The following is a 20619-nucleotide window of genomic DNA, read 5'->3' as shown; positions in this document are numbered from 1 at the left end:
TAGCTCCAATTAGGCATTCTCGCTATGACAGTAAGTCTACGATTTAACCTGATAACCCCTATGAATAAAGGCAATATTATGGGATAATTATTTGCCAATTTAATTAAATTTAGTCTAATTGTATGAAAATAAAAGCAGTTTTTTTAATGATTTCTATTTTTTTTCCTGTCGCTTTATTCGCGAGTACTGTATCTTGTCCTTTATCAAACGGAATCAATGTACATACCAAAAAGCGAATCTTAAATATTTGTAAAAACGGTACAGTAATTAAGACCTTTAAAGTAGCTCTCGGATACAAAGGCGTCGGTAAAAAACACGCTGGTGATAATAAAACTCCAATTGGTTTATATGGTTTAGCTCATCCAAGAAAATCGAATCAATTTAAAGTTTTTATTCCAATTCTCTATCCGACTACAAAACAGTTAGCTGCAGGATATACAGGCAGAGATGTAGGGATCCATGGACCAACTCAGTCATCAAATTTGTTTGGTTGGTTAAACAACTTACCAAGCTCAACGCGTGGATGCATTGCTGTTGGCAAAAATAATCACATTGAATATGTGGCTAATTGGGTAAAAGCCAATCCAGGGACTAAGGTTCTAATTATTTAAATTTAGATGAAATTTGTTGCATAGTCCCTCGTATAAAAAAGCGACGTCCTCAAGCGAGGGTAGTTGCTAATGAATTCCAGTGTGTATACACAGACTTATCCACAGAAAATGGGGATAAGTTGTCGCTGTCACGATATGATTACATTGAGTTGAATCTCTTTAGATTTTGCATTAATACGCATGGCACGGCCGTGCGTATGCAGGCGGTCCGATGGTCGGCTGCGCCGGGCGCCACAGCGTTCGATTTGGCAAATGGGCCAGATATTAAACTATATTGCCAAGCAATCAATAAGAGACTGATTGAATCATATTTACTCTACTGACTTGCTCATTCTCATCGACCTCTTTAGCTTCAGATTTAATTTTTCTCTCTCTTTCGATTTCTTTACTTATAGTGTGTTCCATTCGGTCATAGGCTTGCTGAGTCCCTGTTTTAATTTGAATCCCAAGCAGTTCAGCAAAGCTACTAATACAACTTTGCCCCCTTCGGATATCAAATAATTTTTGATGATTTGCCCGATGCACCGTAATTTTATCTAAAAGCAAGCTCAGGGATAATTGAGGCTCAACTGCTATCTCAAGATATAGTTTTTTTAATTTTTTAAATTTTTTTCTTGTGACGTCTGACTCAGGCTCTTTTTTAGGTAGATCTTCAAGCTTTTGATACAGCTCCTCGAGCACTTTCATTTGAGTAGAATTTAGCTGAAAGCAATTTGGTGGCTCAGGCAGAATATAAAATGCATTTGACGGAAACGTATTTCCATTTAACAATATTGCTTTGTAATCAAATCCAAGAGCAAATAATGCAGGAACATTTGCAGTATAATGTAAGGTATAATTAAGAATGGAACGCGCTGTCGTACGACACGTATTAGAGGTATTAATTTCCTTTGCCTCATCAATTATATCTTGGCGAATTAGCTTATCATCGTGAATGCTTTCATTTTTAAACGTTCCAATCTCCTGGTATTTTAGCTTTGTACGGGACAAAAAAACTGAGATATAGGAATAGAGTTGGAATAACTCGCTGATAACAAAAGAATTTCATATAATCTTTTTGTCTAGAAAAGGTGTGAATATGAAATATATCAGCGAGTTACGAGAGATATTAGGTGAAGAACTCCTTTGGCACAAGTCCCGAATAGATTGTTTTGCTCAGATGTTATTGGCTTTATTCACTGTACGAAGTGTTAATTTAAGTGAAATTGCAGTAGCCATGCAAGGTGGGACTTTGATTGAGTCGCGTTATAAACGTGTGAAGCGGTTTTTTTCGGGCTTTGAATTTGATTTTACGTGCATTTCGCGATGGATATATCATCTATTTTTTTCCGAAACCCAGCCTGTTTATCTAGCGATTGATAGAACGAATTGGTACTGGGGAAAATCAAAAATCAATATTTTTATGCTATCAGTCTGTTATGAGGGCATTGCTATTCCTTTATTTTGGACTCTGTTAAATAAAGCAGGCAATACCACTGCCAAGGAGCAAGTTGCTCTGCTATCAAAATTTGTTAATACCTTTGGCAAACAGCAAATTCAAGGAGTTCTGGCGGACCGTGAGTTCCCTAATAAGAGGCTTATTGCCTGGTTGGTGGAAGAAAACATCCCATTTTATATGCGAATTAAAGGTAACATGGATGTGTGTATTGGTCGAAAAAAGTTTAAAAAATCAGCCCAGTTATTTTCTCATCTTGCACCTTATCAACAACACGTATTCGGCATGAAAGTACAGATGTTTGGCCAACCACTTTATTTGGCCGGTAGTAAAAATTCACGTGATGAATTAATGATTGTAGTCACTAACAAGCACCCGAAAAATGCGATTGCATGTTACCTACGCCGATGGGAAATTGAAACTCTGTTCTGTGCGCTAAAGTCAAAGGGTTGGCGTTTTGAGGAAACCCATATAGTCAATCAAAAACGAATTGAACGACTTATCGCTTTGCTTGCAGTAGGGTTTGTTTGGGCCCATAAAATCGGCGAGTGGAAAGCCGCTTTAAAACCCATTCCATTAAAAAAACTCCGAAACCAAAAAAGACCGCAATCGAGTTTCTTCCGGTTGGGGCTAGATTGTCTCAGGGATCTTCTAACAAATTTCAAAATCAATACTAAAGCTTTCTCAAAATATGCAAATTGTATTCGGCTAAGTCTAAATGAGAACTGTTTTTAATAAATTGTCCCGTACAAAGGTATTTTAGAGTAATTTTTCCTGGGGATACTTCTTCATCAGGAATATAACAATAGATACCTTTGCGGAGTTTTAATATGGCCCTTTCAGGATAGGTCAATTGTTTCATTTCCTCAACTGGATTGGGTCTTTCTTTATATAGTTCTAACTGCTCCAGATGAATATCTTTTGTTATCGCTAAAAATTCTAAATACTGTGTGAAGGAGATAGCATAAGCTTGATAGCTAATTACTGGAAACTGATTTGAACTCCCAATACCTTCATCTATTAATAAAGCATCTGAATGACCTCTAAGCATTTTTCCAAACAAGGTGAATTGCTGGGCACAGCTAGTTCCAAAGCTTTTATCAATAATATTTCCCTTGCCTACCTTCGCTAAAAGCTTAGGTTTGCCATCCACCACGACACCCACCATAATAAAACTATGGACATCTTTTTTAGCAATAGCTATAAAAAATTCGCTTTCTTTGTCCACTGTAATCGATTGATTAATATTGAAATCAACAGTATTTTCAAGTGCCATTAAATTTCTCTAAGAGATCTTAATTTGACATTATAGGGTATTTGTTAATCATTTAAAATATCATGAAGATCGTCTATAATAAAATGTTTTCTTTATGTTAGTTGCCCCAAAAAAACAGCCATTTAATAATGAATTAAAAATTCGCCTCCATTTGTCAATTAATAGACATAATGTTTAATTAATAATTAATATGTATAATCAAATTCATTTAATCTTATTAACTAATTTCAAATGACTCGAATATCTACAACAGATGAAAACTCACACCAAACAAATGAATCAATTACACTGATTAACCCGACTGACTTAACTCAAGAACAAAGTATATTCCTAAAAGAATTTTTAGAGGGAGATGATCAACCCGAAGTTTTTTTACCGGATACGATTTATACATATAAGGAAGTTCAATTTAAATTAACCCATGAGCTGAATTGGCGTTTAGGGAAAGATGGTATCAGTGATTGTTTTGAAGTGATGAAAAATAGTCGCGCAGGCATTGGAAAATACGCTACAGTGGACAACATTGAAGGAAAGTTAATTTCTTTTAGTAAGGAACTCGAGTTTGTTCCCGCGCATACAAAACCTCACAAAGACAGAGTGAGAAAATTCATGTTCTTTAAACAAGATAAAGAAGAAGAACAATGGCGTGACAGCATTAAAAAAGAATATAAGCGAACGAAGCAAGCAGGACATTTAAGTGTAAGAAAACCTGTATTTTTTAGAGATAACGCCGGAAAACTATGTGCCTATATGTTCATTAAAAAAGCGTCTGGTACCACGTTACATGATATTCTACATGACAAATCCAAGATGCAACTTGATATCGCAACTCGTAAAACAATTGCTATTGCTATTCTCAACGCCTATATAGAACAAGTCGCAAATAAGGGCTTGGTTCACAATGATATTTCACTTAAAAATATAATGATTGATATTTCAAACCCAAAGCAACCAATTGTCACTTTTATTGATTTTGCATTTGCCAAGAAAATTCATAAAAATGATGCGGGTCCTCACATAAGAGGCACCCCATTATATATGGCTCCTGAACGATTTGTAGGAGAAGGCAGTAGCACCGCAAGTGATGTATTTGCTTTAGGACATATTCTTGCTGAGCTCTTTGGAGAGCAAAGGATCACGCCTGGCCCTAAATGGGGTATAAAAGAAATATACCGTTTAAATAAGAAAGGTACATTTGATAGCGATCTTATTTATCTTGAGGAATTCGAAAAAGATACAATAACTCATTATCTTTTACCTATGGTGTCGCCAAGCCCAGAGGATAGACCAACCCCCGAAAAAATAAAAGAAATGCTTAGGGCTGAATATGAGTCTTCTACAGGACTTACGAAAAACCCCTAGGTTGAGGCAAAAAATGTTTTTAATGAGGGAGTTTAGATAGACTAAATGACCGAATTAAAAACATTTTTTAATGAAGAGATTGGGCTTTTTCGTAAGTCCTGTTCTAATGAATCAACCTTGATCATGAGTAAAGAAATTTGAATGGCACTCACAGGTTGATTTTTTGCTCACCGTGTTCCTCTTCTTAAAACAGGCAGAATAACCTATAGTAGATATTTCCGAAAAATAACAAAGGTAACACTCATAAATTTATGTTGCTCTCTTTGATTCAAAATAAAATGAATTAAATATATTGGCTACAAAATACCTACAGGGATAAAAAATGGATCCAGTCACGCATGCAGTCTTGGGAGCCGCCTGTGCTCAATCATTTTTATTCAAGAAAGACAAACATAATGCCTGGTTTGTTGGTGGTTTAGCAGCAATGACACCTGATTTGGATATATTTATTCAGGAATCAGGCAACCCAATGCTCTTCTTTCTCTATCACCGTCACATCACACACTCGTTACTTTTTATTCCAGAAGGTGCTTTGATTGTTACTTTAGTTTTGCTAATTTTTAAACGATTCCGAACTAATTGGAAATTCACTTTTTTAGCAGCATTGATTGGTTATGCAACCCATGGCTTACTCGATGCATGTACCAATTATGGGACAGTCTTATTTTGGCCTTTTTCCACAACCAGAATAAGTTGGGATATTGTTTCTATTATTGATCCCTTTGTGACAATACCCTTATGTTTAGGAGTTGTTTGTACTGTTGTTTTTAATAAAAGAAAGCCAGTCATTATTGCTTTACTATTAGTAAGCGTATTTATGCTATTTAATGGATTTCAACATTATCGAGCAATGACAGAAGTTCGAAAGGAGCTTGCCAAGCTGCGGATAAATACTCAAAAAGTACGTGTATTCCCTCAATTATTGAGCTCAACTTTATGGAGAGGAATTGCACTAACAACAAATCGCTTATATATCATTGATGCAGTAACTCCCCTTTTTAAAGAGTCAAGGAGTCAATTTGTAAAAAGCTATCCTTTTTTTTCATCCCAAGAATTACCCAATTATGTCAAAAACTCACCTTCGTTATTAAATGACTTTACTATTTTTAACTGGTTTACTGATAACTACCTCATTATCGTCAATAATAAACCACTCATACTCACTGATGGGAGGTTTTTAGATGACCATGCCAGGATCGCTTTGTGGAGTATCCGGTTTTTATCAGCCCAATCGCATGTGGATGTACTTTATTCTTTATGCATAGATAATTGCAAACCCAACTCCTTATGACCTGATGAAGAACTAATAATTTGTCATATTTAATAATCTCTTAATTTAAAAATTATATAATTTGATAAATTTATTAGCTTACAAACTTTGGCCATGCTAAAAAATCTAGATTCAAATTTATCTAAGCAAAAAATTATCTTATTTATTCCGTTCACTGCAAGCGAAAATAATTTTTCTCTTTATATGAGAGCGTTAGACTGGAGATATAATTTAAAAACTTCCATAGGGAAAAGTGATAAAACTCCTGAAATCGTGATCTATCGTCATCCTGATGAAAACGAAGAAGATTACGAATATTATGATCAAGCTCAATTTAATTTTACTCAGGAAAATTTGGGAGACAATGCAATAATTTATATTCTTGCTGATGGAACTGGAGATCCGGATCATGTCATAAATATTAATCAAGCCTATTATCAATATCTTTCGCAAGAACCTTATGAGCTATCAATTCATGCGGTGGCCTGGCGAATGAAACAATGTGGTCTTACACCTGAATTAGCCCAGAATACAAAAGCAATTAATTTATTTATATGTGATGAGAATGACACCAATGATCAATTAGCAGTCTATTTTGCTCAAGGTTTAGGCCAACACTATAAAGACGTAACCATTAACTATTATTCAGCGACAGTCCATGTACCGATGTTAGTATCATTAAATGGAGTTGACTATGAAACTAAAAAACTAGCTCGCTTCTACAGTAATAGTACAGTTAAAGTTGGTTATGCTCATGAGCACAAACATACACTAAAAGTTAGAGACGCCTTAATGCAGAAGGAATCTCCTCATGCTGCCGATGCTGATTCACTAAAATCGAAAGCACGAGCTTTACCTATGTTTAGAGAGCTAACCTCTGCTGTCTCATCTTTAATCATTGAGGAAATTTCAGACTCTGAGAGTACACAAAATAGTTTGGTACAAGAGCCACAGTCAATAATTTTCCTAGACGAAGAATCAGATATCGAATATGAAGAAGTCAACCTTGCAACACTTCAATATCAACAGACAAATTCAACTCAAAGTACTGCGCTTGTTGTTCGGCAAGATAGAAGCATTATCTCCTTTTTTAAATATGTTCATCAGGCCGATAAAAAGGATAAAGATGAGTTGCGTAACGATTTAAATCTCTTTATGTTATAAGCATCGTATAAGCAAGGATAAAATGCTACTTCTTGACTCTATTCTATATGCCATTATCATTTTTAATTAATCGCTATAACCTTTTATTATTCTATAAAACTTATGTTTCATATTGCCTTATACCAACCTGAGATTCCCCCAAATACTGGAAACATCATTCGATTATGTGCTAATACTGGGGCAAAATTACATTTAATACATCCTCTCGGTTTTTCATTACAAGAAAAAGCATTACGACGTGCAGGGCTCGATTATCACGAATGGGCTTCTATTTCCCAGTATGAAAATTGGGAAACCTTTATTCAACAACATCATCAAAAAACGATTTATACGTTCAGTGCCCGAGCTCAGAAGTGTTACTCAAAGGTTCAATTTACACCGGAAAACATGTTTTTGTTCGGACCTGAATCCAACGGCTTACCTGAAGAAGTATTACAAAAATACCCCTCTCTCTCTATTCCAATGCGTGAGAATAACCGAAGTTTAAATCTTTCAAATGCAGTTGCAGTTATTTTATATGAAGCGTGGCGGCAATTAGATTTTACTTAATATTCAAAAGATTCCAAAAACGCTGTTCTAAAAAATAACTGCTGCATCTTTTTGGTTAACAAAACCCTCCGAATTGACCACATATTCAATAAATTGAAATTATATTCATACTCATTGACAATAAAGCAAATGACATATATATTCATTTAACGGATAATACATGGAATTGAATTCATATGAGTCAATTTTTAAAGCTCCTGGCATTCACAACAACAATTCTCATATCTTCATGCGATAGAAAGAGCAATGAGAATTCTCTGCATTTCGCCACATCCGCGGAATATCCACCTTTTGAATATAGCAACCACGGCAATCTAAAAGGATTTGATATTGATTTAGCAAAACTAATAGCTAAGGAACTTGGCAAAAACGCTGTTTTTGACAATATGCAATTCAGTACTGTTCTTCCAGCCATAAGCTCTGGGCAAGATGATGTTGCCATAGCGACTATCTCAATTACTGACACTCGAAAAATCAATTTCGACTTCTCTGAACCTTACTATTTTGAAGGTATGGCCGCCGTGTATCATTCCAACCAACCAATCACAATGCCGAACCAACTTAAAGGAAAGAAAGTAGCAGTACAACTCGGTAGTATTATGGAGATTTGGTTGCGTGAAAATTATCCTCAAGTCGAAATTACTGTCCTGGACAATAACAATCAAGCGGTTGAAGCATTAATTGCAGGTCTTGTTGATGTCGTTTTAATGGATGGATCTCAGGGTAAGATCTACTGCAAAAAACATATGGATCTTTCTCATTCCGTAATTGCCAAAGCAGATCATGGATATGCATTAGTCGTCAAAAAAGGCTCTCCTTTAACAATTAAAATTAACAAGGCATTACAAAAGCTTAAAGAAAATGGAGAAATTCAAAAGCTGGAACATATCTGGTTAAAGGACTCATTATAAATAAATTGATGGAGGCTAACATGTCCCTTACTATCCCAGTCAATAACAATCAGATTGCAGAAAACTCTTCTCAATCTATTAGTGAAATAACAACTAATACGTTCGTGATTAATCTACAACAAGCAATATTTGATCTTGAATCAGGTTCGTACCAAACCAAAGATCCTGCATCTGAATCAGCTGACTTAACTAATACATCATCCGCTAAAAAACCAAAGCATTTGCTGACAGGAACTGAATTAAGTCCAGAGGATTTAATGCATATTTTGGAGAACGCTAAAACGCTTAAACAAACTCCAGCCCTTTACAATCAGGCTCTAGCTAGTAAAAGCCTTGCGATGATTTTTGAGAAGCCTTCTTTTCGAACCCGATTAAGTTTTGCAATGGCCATTCAAAGTTTGGGTGGGATAGCCATTGAAAGCGTAGGCAATACCAGAAAACAAGAAACACCAGCAGATATGGCAAGAGTTCTAAACGGCTATGCCGATTTTATTATGGTAAGAACCCATGCTGATGAATTGTTAGAGGAAATGGCTACCTATGCAAAAGTGCCTGTAATCAATGGTCTTTCGGCATTACATCATCCATGCCAGATTCTTGCTGATTTACTAAGCCTATGGGAACAATTCGGCTCACTTGATGGACTAACCGTGGCTTATATAGGTGATGGAAATAACATTCTTCATAGTTTGATGCTTCTTGCACCTCAATTAGGAATAACAATTAATTACTGCTGTCCCGAATCCCATCAACCGAATGATTCGCTTGTCAAACAAGCAAAAAGCATTAAGACAGGAATGATTCATACTTTTTCTAAACCGGAAGAAGCGGTTAAAAATGCCGATGCAGTTTATACGGACGTATGGACCAGTATGGGCTTTGAAGGTCAGGAAAATGATCAAGCCTTTCAAGGATTTCAAGTAAATGAAGCCTTAATGGCTTATGCAAAGCCAGAAGCAGTATTTATGCATTGTATGCCCATGGAGCGAGGAAAAGAAGTATCAAAGACTTTGCCAGACAGCCCTGCTTCCATAATTTTTACTCAAAGTGAAAACAGGAGGCACGTACAAAAAGCGCTACTTCTCTTTTTAAATTTATAATTAATATATCGAGCCAGGTTAATTATATCCTGGCTTATCGATTTATGCCGATCTAGAAAAAATTCTCTAATAAAATTCGCAATTGGATTACCTAGTAACTCCTTGATAGAGATTATAATTATCTAATTAATCAAATTTTAACTGAGGGTAAGCTTCCGAATAAGTCGCGCTATTCTCTTCATCGATCGTTTTATCCTTAGAATAGATTGTTTTTAAGTTCCTTCGATCTACTTTATCGCCCTCTAAATTCACTAAATAAGCTTGCATATTATATATATGTAAAGTCACACTAATCCCTTCCCCCAAACCTTTCCTTCGCTTGAGCTGATGTACAAATATCTCACTTAAATCATCACGATTGCAATGAAAGCGATAACGGTCAATGCGAGTCTCTAATCGTGCAGTCAGTTCGCCTGTGGGTCGATAGTATTTCTCAGATATTGGCCCTTCCAGAACAGTCACCGTTCCCTTATATTTGTGGTCATGAATTGTTGTTTTTTGTCTTGGTGCGAATGCGAATGCCCATATGGAAAAAGGATTTGCTTCATCAGGGTGATCATAGATAAGATATCGACCAACACCATTTGGCTTCACGGTGCTAGGATCAACAGGCATATAAACACTATGATCTAATTCCAATGAGCCGTCAGCAAGTTTCGCAGGTAAAAACGTTGAAACTGTCTCATAAGTTATAGCATCAAGCTCAGCTATTGCTTTTATCACTTTTTTTCTATTTCTTTTTCTTATTTGATCAATTTTTGAAAACATATCACTTCCTTTGATTCGTTTTGTGTATAGTTCATTTAGAGCAATCGCCCCGCCTTGAGCACTCATAATGATGATTTATGTCTCTTGATGACTGATTAGATAATGGAGAAAATCATCTTTATGATTATTAATCACATGTTAAAAAATTGTTTGATTCATGCCAAATAAAAAAAGGGCCTAAATATAATGTTACTTATCTTTAACCTGATTGCCGTAGGATATTTTGCTAATATATACATAAAGTAGATTGAATATTTTAGGAGACAACCAGAATGTCTAAAAAAATTCCCAAAAATTTTGGAAAATCGATTGACTGGAGTGTTACTGTAGATAAAAAACAAATAAATTCCCTCAATAAAAATACACGAACGATTGCCCAAGAGTTAGATAATAATCCATTACCAGATAAGAGTGAGTTAAATCCAAAGAAAAAACAATAAGTTACATTTTATTATTGATTAAAAAATAAAACTTGCATATTTTTTATAAAAATCTATCATAGTTAGAGCATGTTTTATTAAAAAAGGATTTTATAGATGATGATGTTTTTTAAAAGATTTGCTACTTCCTGCCCTCAGAAAGTAATTAAAAATAGCCCAACTGCCAGCAGTTTGTTTAAAGAGGTGGATTGGTCAATAGTTACGGAAAAGGGAGCTAAACCAAAATTAAATGAATCTACAAAGGTAATTGTGAACGAACTCGAAAATTCTTCGTCAGCGGATGCCCAAGGGCCCGTTTCGAAGTTTAAGTAAGCAAAAGGAGCGTTCACACAATGGCGTCAACTTAAGCTTGTAGGCCTAGGTGCAGCAAAAGCGAAGCTCGGTTAGGGCATGCGCTTTAACCCTAGCTACGAGGACTAATTACCTAGAAGCCATTAGGCATTCACTTTATGCTCAGTGTGCTTTGCAGTGTTGCGCTCTTTAATGCGTCAAAATGTTCTGGAGCATTAGATTTTAACTCTTCAAATCCTTCTTCATCTGAAACGCTGAGCACACCATCTTGGACAGTTGCTACTATATTTTTCTCAAGTTTATTAATTGCAGTTGAACTGATGTCCTTACTAACAAATGCAATTTTAACCGATTCAAATTTAGCCGGATCGATTACTCTTGCCATACCCGCAGCAATTGAAATATCTGCATTTGCAAAAAGTTCTTGTGCAGATGTAGCCTTGGTATTAAGTTGGCTTTGATTGATAAAATCCATATATTGCGGAAGATTTATTACATATATTGTGTTCGTCTCACAATCTACTACAATAGCAGGTTTGTTCCCTTCTGAATTAGACTCTTGATCTTGCTGGCGACTGAATTTTTTTTCAATCGCCAACTCATTATTTACGACACTAATAATTACTTTATTCGACCTGTTTTCCTGGATAACTAATGGAAAACGTTCACTAACACTCCGATATGAATTTAATACATACTCGGGAGGTGTAATAAAATCGTTATTCGCAATACCTCTTTGAATCACACCATCCACAGCATTCTCTGGCTTTCTTGTCGAAACAGTTATCAAATAAGTTCCATCTTTTTTTAAACCTATATCAAGCCACTTAGGCCATACATTACACATTTCTTTGAATACATTCGGCACTTTTTTATTTTGATCCATACGACGCGTTAAAAATTCACCGCTCATATTATAGGTCACTACTGCTTCTGCATGTGTTAATGTACCAATATGCTTTTTATGAGCGCCTTTGACACACTCATCGTCATAATAAATTGTTCGTTTTCTATCAACAGTAAGTAGAGCAAGTTCATCCAATGAATATCCAGTTTGTTGTTGCAATTGTAATGCAAAACTTTCTGTTGTAATTGATTTACCGCTGCCTGGTCCTCCAGCCATCAAAACTGTGAACCGGTCAGGATAACTTGTAGGTGCCTTCTCAGGCACACCAATAAATGTATTTGCATGTACTGCCGAGACTAAAGGTAACGCTTCATATTTGCATTGTTTAAGAAGTGACTCAATAACAGACTCTGAAACAGTATATATTCGTTCATCAACTTCCTTTTTAAGTAAATCATCTGCTACTCGAATCATAGCCAATTCACTTATCCCCAAATCAGATGCATCAATAATTCCTTCTTCTCTCCGTTTTAGGAGTTCTGCTTTCAATTTATGAAAATGCTTATAAATCTGCGGATGTTGTTGCCGCTTATCCGCATCATTTAACACACGATAGACCCAATCAAGATATTTCTGTCGCTCAGACAACATATCTATTTCAGGAATCGCTGGAACAATATGTTTTGAGTGGAAATCACGGACAAAGCAACCAAACTCGATATTTTGAGGTGGTGTTTTTACTAATAAAGGAATTAAAGCTCCTGTCATTTGTAATGAGCGTCTACGGCTTTCATATAGAATTAAATCACCAACCGATGTACCATGATGCCCCTTATGGTGTCCAAAAGCAGTTATCATCAACTTTAATTCATCTTTCTTTTGTACTGAATTTTTTAATGCAGTAAATTCAACTGTTGAATCTTTAAAAATATCTGGAAATGCTTCTTTACCTGATTGCAGCACTCCCTCAATGTCACAAGATCCCTCATTAAATTTCTTCCAATCATTAGAATAGAAACGAACAACTTGTGTGTTACCGCCTAAATTTATAGGTTTTCTTACTTTTGATTTAATATGTTTAGATACACTAATTACTTTAGACAACATCATTTAACTCACTATTTCAAAGTATCCTATAGCCTGAATACTTATATATTACACAAGACAACTTAACCAAATATTAAGCATTGAGTTAATTTGTGGGGCACGATATTAAAAATCTGAAATTAGTCATTAAACATAAACCCACATATATTGGACACTGAACGCCCGATGGAGGAACGCTACTTATTTATGATAAAACAAGATAAGATAAGAACTCGGATACAGCATTTTATAAAGCGAAAAGGATAAATTACATGGTAGTCATTTATTACCAAACTGATTCTCGCATACAGTCCAGAATTCTTAACGATGAGAATAAAGATCTCCTGCAAAATGCACTTTGGATTGATTTACTGTCTCCGACAAAAGAAGAAGAACAGCTAGTCGAAGAGCAATTAAAAATTGAAATCCCGACTAAAGAAGAAGTTGAAGAAATCGAGCCTTCCAGTAGATTGTATACTGACAATAACGTTTTATATATGACAGCAACAATGGTTGCTCTATCCGATTTACCTGAAGTTAAAACGGATGTGGTCACTTTTATGCTTGCCGAAAAATGCTTGATTACCTTGCGCTATGTAGAGTTGCATCCATTTAAATTATTTATTAAAAAGTTAGTGCGTTCTAAAACAAAAGATTACAATGCAAAAGCTATATTAATAGAATTATTAGATGCCGTCGTAGATAGGCTTGCTGATATTTTAGAAAAAATAAGCGACAAATTTGATGAAATATCGAAAATTATTTTTCATCCACAAGAAAATAATGATACAACAGCTGAAACAAACTATAAGCATATATTACAATACATAGGAGCCAATGGAGACCTTGGTACTAAAGCCAGTGAAAGTTTAATATCATTCACTCGCTTAATTTCTTACTTAGAACAGGTAAGTGGCTCAGATATTTCTAAAGAGATCCACATAATCCAAAAAGATATCAATGCGCTTCGAGAACATGCAAGTTTCCTCTCTACCAAATTTAGCTTCTTACTCGATGCTACTTTAGGTATGATCAATATCGAGCAAAATAGTATAATTAAAATTTTCTCAGTTGCCGCCGTTATTTTCCTGCCACCAACTCTCATAGCAAGCATCTATGGAATGAACTTTAATGCCATGCCTGAGTTACGTTGGCATGTGGGCTATCCGCTGGCGATACTGATGATGGTCATTTCAGCATGGTTGCCATTCAGATATTTTAAAAAGAAAAAATGGTTATAAATTTTAAATTGACTCCAAAGTAAAAAAAGTATTATCTATATTTTTGCAATGCTTCAATTCGTTTTTCAAGCGGAGGATGGCTTGAGAATAGAGCAAGCCAACTCCCGTGGCTTGATATTTTCATGGTATTAAATGCTGGTGCACGATCGTCTGTTGGCGTTTGATCCATGAGTTGTTGCAAACGTTGTAATGCCTTGATCATCTTGTCTTTACCAACATATTGCGCGGCTCCCCTGTCTGCGCGAAATTCGCGATAGCGAGAGAACCACATGACGATCAGGGAGGCTAAAATTCCAAACAGTAATTCAAATATGAGAGCCACCCCATAATAAACGAAACCACCTTGTATCTCTTCATCACTGCCTCTTCTGAAAAACTGCATCACAAAAAATGCGGCAATACGGGCAAAAAATATGACGAACGTGTTGACTACACCTTGAATTAAAGTGAGGGTTACCATGTCGCCATTCGCAACATGAGAAATTTCATGCCCTAATACAGCTTGTATCTCATCTTCCTGCATTGCATTGAGTAATCCTGTCGAAACAGCAACAAGGGCCTTGTTTTTATTCCATCCTGTTGCAAACGCATTAGGTTCCGGGCTGTCGTAAATTCCAACATCAGGCATTCCAATGTTTCTTTTCTTGGCTAAATTGCTTACTTGATTCATTAACCAAGACTCCGCTTCGGTCGTTGGTCTCTCAATTAATTGAACATTAAATGCATGAATTGCCATCCATTTGGAAATAAAAAGTGAAATGAATGATCCTGTAAACCCCACAATCGCGGCGTAGATTAACAGGGCTTTATAATTTAAACCATATTGCGACAGGTATGGGCCAATATTAAATAAGCTTAGTATAAAAGAAATGACTAAGAGTATGGCTAAGTTCGTAGCAAGAAATAAAGCGATTCTTTTAAACATAGTGTTTGTCTCCTGCATATCTATTTTTTTGTTCCCTATCATAATTATAGATTGTCAAATAATTTTAGGAGGTTTATTTTTTGCCCCTCACATTTGGGGGCGAACAACAGAAATCATTATTCATTACTTGGAATAATTGAATTAAATGTGCCATATTAACAAACGGTTATATTTCATAAATTAAAGGGAGATTGTTTATGAATTATGTTGATGGATTTGTTGTAGATGTCTAGTCCGAATTCAATGAAATAAAAGTACTTACGTCCTATCTGTTTTTAATAAACATTTTAAAAACCGAAACATTGTATTCTTATCTGGAGAATTTACATGCCTGGCCCCTACAATACCCATGTGATAGTGAATGTATTTCGAAGCATTGTTCAATTAGTAGCCCAAAATCCAAAATTATTAAATATCCCTGGAGTTTTTCGAGTTTCAGGGGCAAAAGAAGAAACCGAGAGATTACTTGATCTGCTTATCAGTGAACAATTTAATGTGGATACTCTAAGTCACTATGTAATGGAAAAAAATAAAGTAAATAGTGAACATCTCCATAACATTTTAGGGATGATACCCGCCATGTTCAAAGGCACCCAGATATTAGATTCAGAAGACAAATTACTACTTACCTTCTCTAAAGAATTAAAATCTCTACTGGATTCTCAAGATAGAAAAAATCTTTTCAATGCAGCTCAACTATTCGATGATTTTATTTGTGATCTCCTGCTTTCAAAAAGAGTCGATCATCAACGCGCAGGAGAGATCCTTGACCATTACTGCTATTTAATGCACCAAGTTGGTAGATTTCAAGATACCAATCGCATGACTTACAATAATCTCGCAATTATTATGGCCCCCCGTTTGACTCAAGATTTGGCTCTATTCCCTTCGACAGACTTTTTGGGTCTAAGTGGATTTATAAATCAGTTAACCCCTATATTAGAGATTTACATCACCGACGAAAAATGGAATTATGATTTTAAAGAACGTCATGCTGATAAATTGGAGCATTTAGCATACACGAGACATTCAATACTTGAACAACTGGAACATATGAAAGAAGCCTCCAAAAAAGCAGTGACAGTTCCCATGAAAAGTTTGATGTTGCAAGCATCAATGCTTAAGAATCAGATCGACATTATTGATAAACAACAGCAAGATCATTCAATTAAACGAAAAGTGCGGAAAGAATTAAATAAGCAACTAAAGCAATTAAAAGAAGAGCTGAACGCACTCAACGCCAAGATTTCTGAATTAAGTTCCCAAATGTCTACCGTGAATCAAGGACATCGAAAAATACAGGAAGAAATCAATCTGATATCTCTTTCAGAAAATAGAGTAACGTCAGTAAAAAATCATCGTGGAAATAAATCTAATGGTTCAAATCTAACTCAATTTAGCATTTTTAAGTCTGATAACAACAACATCGCAACTCCTGCTTCATTATTCCCAAATCCAAAAGATGAACACGAAATAATCGAATATGAGGATCTGCAAGCTACCAATCTGGGTGGTCCCAAGTAGACTCTTAATTATATTTTAGTGCTATTAAGAATTACGCCAAGACTCTTGATAAAAAGTAGCCTGAGCACAATACAGAGGAACCCGGGGCCCCTTTTTATTAAGAGATGCGCTAACTATAGTTTAAACTTCAAACAACTGACAATCTATTGCTCTACATGATTATCAATTACCAATCTATATTAAAATAAATCATCAAACGAGTAGAAACAATTTATTCCTTAATCAATTTGATTTACTATACCCCAACCTCTCACGAGGTGTATGAACGACATTGAATTATTTATATTTTTATTTATTTTTCATTGTTGTCAAATTGGTATCTTCCAAAGTATTTAAATCAAAGGGGTCATATAATGCGTAAATCATTGGTGTCGTACTTGTTTTTCCTGATTACAATATCCTATGCAACTTTTGCTAATAGTTATGGTGTTCATGAAGACCATCCTTATGATTTTGTAGTTACAAAAGATGTTTATAAATTTTCTGAAATTTATCAGATTAAATCCCCTCAAAAAGAAACCTATCCAGGCTCAATAAAAAAGAGTGCATTTCGTATCCGTACAAACTATGATTTATCCAATAAAGATGGATGGCAAGCAACAGGAATTACTCGAATCATTTCTTTAGGTTCTCTCTATCCTTGGGCTAAAGAAATTGATATATATGATACCCGAGGAGTGCAAATTGGCTTTATTGATGGAAATTTAGCGACACTCGAATCAGCAAAATTCACTATTTATGACTATGATGAGTCAGGAAAATCAACTGAAATTGGCTATGCCTATGCTAATCCAAGCTTTGACCGATTTGTTATTTTAACCTCAACAAGCAATCCGCACCCAATCGCTGAATTAAATCGCAACATCGGTGACAAAACCTGGGAAGTCTCAGTACACTATCCTGAAAAAATTGATGATCGCATCATTCGTATTTTTGCCGGCTTTGTGATTGATTATGAAGATAAGTTTTTAGCAAGCCCCGATGATTCAGATGATTATGATGATGATTATATAGCAAACCAATCTGCTCATTAAAATTATTCGAAGGTTGGGTAACTACCCAACCTTTTAGCCTTGTCGAACCGTCGTCCAATATGCACTAAATCCTTTATATTGTTAAAACATCTCTTGCTGTATTCCTATCTCTGGCATCTAAATACCTTATTTCCTGTTCATAATCCACTTTAATAATTTCATTCATTTCTTCTATAAAGTGATTCACATCAGTCAGAACAAAATGACGCTTCTTATATTTTACATAACTCAAATACTGTAAAGCGATTTCTCTACATTCTTCAGGAGAGTAAGTGCCCTCTTGATACATCTGTCTAAGAGCGTTTGCCACTCTTGGGCCTGACTGTTTACCCTCAGAAACATAGCGAGAAATTTCTTGAGGATATGTCTTTTGGCGAGGTCCCTCAGATTGAAACAAAGTATGTCGGGAACATTTGCTTCGTTCTCTCGTTTGAACTTGTTTAGGAACAGATAATTCGTTGCGTTCTTGACTTTGTTCAGCCGTTTGGCACTCCAATATTAAATCCTTTGGCTTATCGGCCAAAAATATTGGGGAACAATCAACCAATGCTGAAAGAAAATTACTTAGTAACGGCCGCCAAGAAGGCTCTAATCCTAATCTGGGCATCACTTTACCAATAAGTTGAAAGACAGACTCCAGTGCTTTTTCTTTAATTGCATAAGATGGATTAGTATAAATAATATCCATCTGTTTCATTAAAATGGATAGCCAATCACGCTCGCCCCTATCTTCTCCAAATAAAACAGTTATCCTGGGATGCATCGCATGCATTTCATCCAACAGCTCAAATAGCATTTGCTCCTTGTCTGTTAATTTTGGTGTAAATACTGACTCAGGAATTAGAGAGGTCCAATGCAAATTATTTTGATTATTCAGTATCATCTCTGGAATATTGGACTGATAAAAAGGAGCGATGCCATCTCTATGAAGATGCAGCACTATTTCAGTATCATAAAACGTCTCCAACCTTCCGTTTGAATTTCGCACCATGCGCTCCCCCTGTATCGCACGATGTAACACCAGGAGTGTTTCTTCTGAACCCCATACAAATTCCTTTTGCAGATGATCTTTATAGAGATTCAGATATTTTTCATCTTCTGCTAAAAAGAAATTCACTGTTTCATCCCTTATGATGTTATCTAAGAGGTTCTCTTTCTGAACTTTAATTTCATGTTCAGTGAACTGTTTTTCTTCATTTTTTAGTTCACTTTCTTTAATTAACCACAGGCGATTAAACTCTTCTATCACGTGAGGCATTCTTAACAGTGAATATTCCGTCATCGCAACATCTGTACTACGAATCTTGTATATTTCAGCCTCGGTAAAATCCGGGTTAATAAATTCATGGTCAATTAATGTTGATAATTCTGAACCATTAGCCAGCAATGATTGTTTGAAACAAAACTCCAACCCGTATTTTGCTGAGGAAAATAAGGGGGTATCATGGGGAGACAATTTAAACTCTAATTTTGTATGTTCCGCTGCCAAATCCCTTGTTGCCCTTCCAAGAAGGGGTTCTATAATGGTTTTGATTTCACGAGATGTAAATTGATAATTTGGATTCTTGGATAATAATTTTCGCAATTGAATTTTATCATCTTCTTTAAGCTTTAACTTATTAAAAACATGTTCAGTACGTTCAGGAGCATTATTGGCTCGTAAATAATACATTAAAGAAATGCTATAAGCGTAATACATACAATTGCCTTTACCACTATTATCTACAAGAAACATATCAACTCCTTTTTTATTTATATTTTCCTTCACGTTTTATTATGTGAACTCATATAGGCAGCGATAAATTCCCCTTCATAAAGTTATTTATGATTGGGCATATTTATAATAAATCTACGAATCGTTGAATTAGCAGGAATTGGTTTAAACCTAAAATCTATTTTTATTACTAACTGTTTTTTTAATAATCTGAACACTATAGAGATTAGTCTTTTGATTTGGCAATTGATCTTTTTTTCCGGAGGGAACGAAACACTTTGACATAACATTAGTCCTTTAGATTTTATTTCGCTTAACCTGTAATCTATACGATCAATATGCCATAAGCAATGCTTTTGAATCATTATCAGATCAAAAAGTATTAATTATAGTATTTAATGATTTTTGAAAAAGTAATTTTGATCCAAATATAGATTTCTAGAGATATGCTCTTTTGTTCTAACATAGACAAGCAAGTTCAAATGTAAAAGATGATTTTTATTCTGGATTCCAGAATGATTTTCATTTTAATATCAAGCAATCAATTTTACATGCCGGTTAGAACCCTTCAAAAAATGTTGGCTCTGCGGATGAATTTTCACAAGAAAATATATAATCACTATGATTAACAAAGAAAAATGGGATAAATTAAACGATTTAATGATTCAACTTCATATCAATGAAGCAGATCTCATCGAAAAATTTATCGTTGGTAGTGGTAAAGGAGGCCAAAAATTGCACAAAACTGCTTCAACCGTTTATTTGAAGCATATACCTTCAGGCTTGGAAATAAAATGTCAGGAATCTAGAAGTCGTGAAGACAATCGGTATTTTGCAAGAATGCGACTTTGTCACAAATTACATTCGATAGTGAGTGATGAAAAAACAAAGGAACAGCAAAAAATTGAGAAATTAAAACGCCAAAAGAAAAGGCGCTCCAGGCGAGCTAAGCAAAAGATCTTGGATGAAAAATCGAGACAAAGTGAAATAAAAGTACTGAGGAAAAAACCTTCATCTTTTGAATAATTTTTAGTAGCCTAAAAGTTTAAACATTATGAGATCAATGTGGCA

General features: G+C 35.2%; 20 protein-coding genes. 14 read left to right on the top strand and 6 right to left on the bottom strand.

Going from position 1 to position 20619, the window contains the following annotated elements; translation table 11 throughout:
• The first annotated feature begins 122 nt into the window (after positions 1 to 122).
• On the top strand, positions 123 to 611 hold the full coding sequence (locus ELY20_RS05910; protein WP_110143861.1) for a L,D-transpeptidase family protein: 489 nt from the start codon (positions 123 to 125) through the stop codon (positions 609 to 611).
• 285 nt (positions 612 to 896) lie between these two features.
• Here the strand turns inward: ELY20_RS05910 and ELY20_RS05905 are convergent, their stop codons facing one another.
• Positions 897 to 1601, bottom strand: a complete 705-nt coding sequence (locus ELY20_RS05905; RefSeq protein ID WP_110143862.1) for a hypothetical protein — start codon at positions 1599 to 1601, stop codon at positions 897 to 899.
• 88 nt (positions 1602 to 1689) lie between these two features.
• On the opposite strand from ELY20_RS05905, the gene ELY20_RS05900 reads away from it, so the two are divergent.
• Entirely contained in the window at positions 1690 to 2781 is a 1092-nt protein-coding gene (locus ELY20_RS05900; RefSeq protein ID WP_058527174.1) for an IS4 family transposase, read from the top strand.
• Here ELY20_RS05900 and ELY20_RS05895 read toward each other — a convergent pair.
• Positions 2720 to 3322, bottom strand: a complete 603-nt coding sequence (locus tag ELY20_RS05895) for a hypothetical protein (protein ID WP_126955651.1) — start codon at positions 3320 to 3322, stop codon at positions 2720 to 2722. The genes ELY20_RS05900 and ELY20_RS05895 overlap by 62 nt on opposite strands.
• Positions 3323 to 3553: 231 nt before the next feature.
• Between ELY20_RS05895 and ELY20_RS05890 the strand changes: the two genes are divergently transcribed.
• From ELY20_RS05890 to argF, 6 genes are all read left to right on the top strand, one after another.
• Positions 3554 to 4684, top strand: coding sequence for a protein kinase domain-containing protein (locus ELY20_RS05890; RefSeq protein ID WP_110144301.1), 1131 nt, complete (start codon positions 3554 to 3556; stop codon positions 4682 to 4684).
• Positions 4685 to 5006: 322 nt separating this feature from the next.
• A complete protein-coding gene (locus tag ELY20_RS05885) occupies positions 5007 to 5975 on the top strand; it encodes a metal-dependent hydrolase (RefSeq protein ID WP_110144003.1) in 969 nt (322 codons plus the stop codon).
• A gap of 93 nt (positions 5976 to 6068) precedes the next feature.
• A complete protein-coding gene (locus ELY20_RS05880) occupies positions 6069 to 7118 on the top strand; it encodes a hypothetical protein (protein WP_110144002.1) in 1050 nt (349 codons plus the stop codon).
• 102 nt (positions 7119 to 7220) lie between these two features.
• Positions 7221 to 7667 carry a tRNA (cytidine(34)-2'-O)-methyltransferase gene (locus tag ELY20_RS05875; protein WP_110144001.1) on the top strand — a complete coding sequence of 149 codons (447 nt, stop codon included), beginning with the start codon at positions 7221 to 7223 and terminating at the stop codon, positions 7665 to 7667.
• Positions 7668 to 7843: 176 nt separating this feature from the next.
• Positions 7844 to 8578 carry a substrate-binding periplasmic protein gene (locus tag ELY20_RS05870; RefSeq protein ID WP_110144000.1) on the top strand — a complete coding sequence of 245 codons (735 nt, stop codon included), beginning with the start codon at positions 7844 to 7846 and terminating at the stop codon, positions 8576 to 8578.
• Positions 8579 to 8598: 20 nt separating this feature from the next.
• Positions 8599 to 9678 (top strand): ornithine carbamoyltransferase, encoded by a 1080-nt coding sequence (gene argF, locus ELY20_RS05865; RefSeq protein ID WP_110143999.1) that lies wholly within the window; start codon positions 8599 to 8601, stop codon positions 9676 to 9678.
• Positions 9679 to 9804: 126 nt separating this feature from the next.
• On the opposite strand, the gene ELY20_RS05860 is transcribed toward argF, so the two are convergent.
• Positions 9805 to 10446, bottom strand: a complete 642-nt coding sequence (locus tag ELY20_RS05860; protein WP_110144006.1) for a cupin domain-containing protein — start codon at positions 10444 to 10446, stop codon at positions 9805 to 9807.
• 272 nt (positions 10447 to 10718) lie between these two features.
• Here ELY20_RS05860 and ELY20_RS16880 point away from each other — a divergent pair, with 272 nt between their 5' ends.
• Entirely contained in the window at positions 10719 to 10886 is a 168-nt protein-coding gene (locus ELY20_RS16880) for a hypothetical protein (RefSeq protein WP_165831647.1), read from the top strand.
• Between the two features lie 96 nt (positions 10887 to 10982).
• The gene (locus ELY20_RS05855; protein ID WP_233590508.1) at positions 10983 to 11198 is read left to right on the top strand and encodes a hypothetical protein; all 216 of its coding nucleotides are present in this window, start codon (positions 10983 to 10985) and stop codon (positions 11196 to 11198) included.
• Between the two features lie 130 nt (positions 11199 to 11328).
• Here the strand turns inward: ELY20_RS05855 and ELY20_RS05850 are convergent, their stop codons facing one another.
• Positions 11329 to 13134, bottom strand: coding sequence for a hypothetical protein (locus ELY20_RS05850; RefSeq protein WP_233590507.1), 1806 nt, complete (start codon positions 13132 to 13134; stop codon positions 11329 to 11331).
• A 248-nt stretch (positions 13135 to 13382) separates the two neighbouring features.
• Between ELY20_RS05850 and corA the strand changes: the two genes are divergently transcribed.
• Entirely contained in the window at positions 13383 to 14351 is a 969-nt protein-coding gene (corA, locus tag ELY20_RS05845) for a magnesium/cobalt transporter CorA (RefSeq protein WP_110143997.1), read from the top strand.
• Positions 14352 to 14382: 31 nt separating this feature from the next.
• On the opposite strand, the gene htpX is transcribed toward corA, so the two are convergent.
• Complete coding sequence (gene htpX, locus ELY20_RS05840) at positions 14383 to 15276, bottom strand: protease HtpX (protein ID WP_110143996.1); 894 nt, start codon at positions 15274 to 15276, stop codon at positions 14383 to 14385.
• A 327-nt stretch (positions 15277 to 15603) separates the two neighbouring features.
• Here htpX and ELY20_RS05835 point away from each other — a divergent pair, with 327 nt between their 5' ends.
• Both ELY20_RS05835 and ELY20_RS05830 read left to right on the top strand, forming a co-directional pair.
• Positions 15604 to 16800: a RhoGAP domain-containing protein gene (locus ELY20_RS05835; RefSeq protein ID WP_110143995.1), complete on the top strand. Its 1197-nt coding sequence runs from the start codon at positions 15604 to 15606 to the stop codon at positions 16798 to 16800.
• A gap of 353 nt (positions 16801 to 17153) precedes the next feature.
• Complete coding sequence (locus ELY20_RS05830) at positions 17154 to 17834, top strand: hypothetical protein (RefSeq protein ID WP_110143994.1); 681 nt, start codon at positions 17154 to 17156, stop codon at positions 17832 to 17834.
• Between the two features lie 73 nt (positions 17835 to 17907).
• On the opposite strand, the gene ELY20_RS05825 is transcribed toward ELY20_RS05830, so the two are convergent.
• Complete coding sequence (locus ELY20_RS05825; protein ID WP_110143993.1) at positions 17908 to 19569, bottom strand: hypothetical protein; 1662 nt, start codon at positions 19567 to 19569, stop codon at positions 17908 to 17910.
• A 600-nt stretch (positions 19570 to 20169) separates the two neighbouring features.
• On the opposite strand from ELY20_RS05825, the gene ELY20_RS05820 reads away from it, so the two are divergent.
• A complete protein-coding gene (locus ELY20_RS05820; RefSeq protein WP_110143992.1) occupies positions 20170 to 20574 on the top strand; it encodes a peptide chain release factor family protein in 405 nt (134 codons plus the stop codon).
• Positions 20575 to 20619 lie beyond the last annotated feature (45 nt).

The sequence above is a fragment of the Legionella qingyii genome, assembly GCF_003990155.1.
Taxonomy (GTDB): Bacteria; Pseudomonadota; Gammaproteobacteria; order Legionellales; family Legionellaceae; genus Legionella; species Legionella qingyii.
Note: the sequence above shows the minus strand (reverse complement) of the source record. Positions and strands in the feature narration are given on the sequence as shown.

Bases quoted from the DNA above. Each gene is read 5' to 3' on its own strand.
- ELY20_RS05855 (WP_233590508.1), top strand. From the start codon at position 10,983: ATGATGATGTTTTTTAAAAGATTTGCTACTTCCTGCCCTCAGAAAGTA.
- ELY20_RS05850 (WP_233590507.1), bottom strand. From the start codon at position 13,134: ATGATGTTGTCTAAAGTAATTAGTGTATCTAAACATATTAAATCAAAA.
- argF (WP_110143999.1), top strand. From the start codon at position 8,599: ATGTCCCTTACTATCCCAGTCAATAACAATCAGATTGCAGAAAACTCT.
- ELY20_RS05830 (WP_110143994.1), top strand. From the start codon at position 17,154: ATGCGTAAATCATTGGTGTCGTACTTGTTTTTCCTGATTACAATATCC.
- ELY20_RS05895 (WP_126955651.1), bottom strand. From the start codon at position 3,322: ATGGCACTTGAAAATACTGTTGATTTCAATATTAATCAATCGATTACA.
- ELY20_RS05910 (WP_110143861.1), top strand. From the start codon at position 123: ATGAAAATAAAAGCAGTTTTTTTAATGATTTCTATTTTTTTTCCTGTC.
- ELY20_RS05885 (WP_110144003.1), top strand. From the start codon at position 5,007: ATGGATCCAGTCACGCATGCAGTCTTGGGAGCCGCCTGTGCTCAATCA.
- ELY20_RS05825 (WP_110143993.1), bottom strand. From the start codon at position 19,569: ATGTTTCTTGTAGATAATAGTGGTAAAGGCAATTGTATGTATTACGCT.
- corA (WP_110143997.1), top strand. From the start codon at position 13,383: ATGGTAGTCATTTATTACCAAACTGATTCTCGCATACAGTCCAGAATT.
- ELY20_RS05860 (WP_110144006.1), bottom strand. From the start codon at position 10,446: ATGTTTTCAAAAATTGATCAAATAAGAAAAAGAAATAGAAAAAAAGTG.
- ELY20_RS05880 (WP_110144002.1), top strand. From the start codon at position 6,069: ATGCTAAAAAATCTAGATTCAAATTTATCTAAGCAAAAAATTATCTTA.
- ELY20_RS05820 (WP_110143992.1), top strand. From the start codon at position 20,170: ATGATTAACAAAGAAAAATGGGATAAATTAAACGATTTAATGATTCAA.
- ELY20_RS05890 (WP_110144301.1), top strand. From the start codon at position 3,554: ATGACTCGAATATCTACAACAGATGAAAACTCACACCAAACAAATGAA.
- ELY20_RS05900 (WP_058527174.1), top strand. From the start codon at position 1,690: ATGAAATATATCAGCGAGTTACGAGAGATATTAGGTGAAGAACTCCTT.
- ELY20_RS16880 (WP_165831647.1), top strand. From the start codon at position 10,719: ATGTCTAAAAAAATTCCCAAAAATTTTGGAAAATCGATTGACTGGAGT.
- htpX (WP_110143996.1), bottom strand. From the start codon at position 15,276: ATGTTTAAAAGAATCGCTTTATTTCTTGCTACGAACTTAGCCATACTC.
- ELY20_RS05875 (WP_110144001.1), top strand. From the start codon at position 7,221: ATGTTTCATATTGCCTTATACCAACCTGAGATTCCCCCAAATACTGGA.
- ELY20_RS05870 (WP_110144000.1), top strand. From the start codon at position 7,844: ATGAGTCAATTTTTAAAGCTCCTGGCATTCACAACAACAATTCTCATA.
- ELY20_RS05835 (WP_110143995.1), top strand. From the start codon at position 15,604: ATGCCTGGCCCCTACAATACCCATGTGATAGTGAATGTATTTCGAAGC.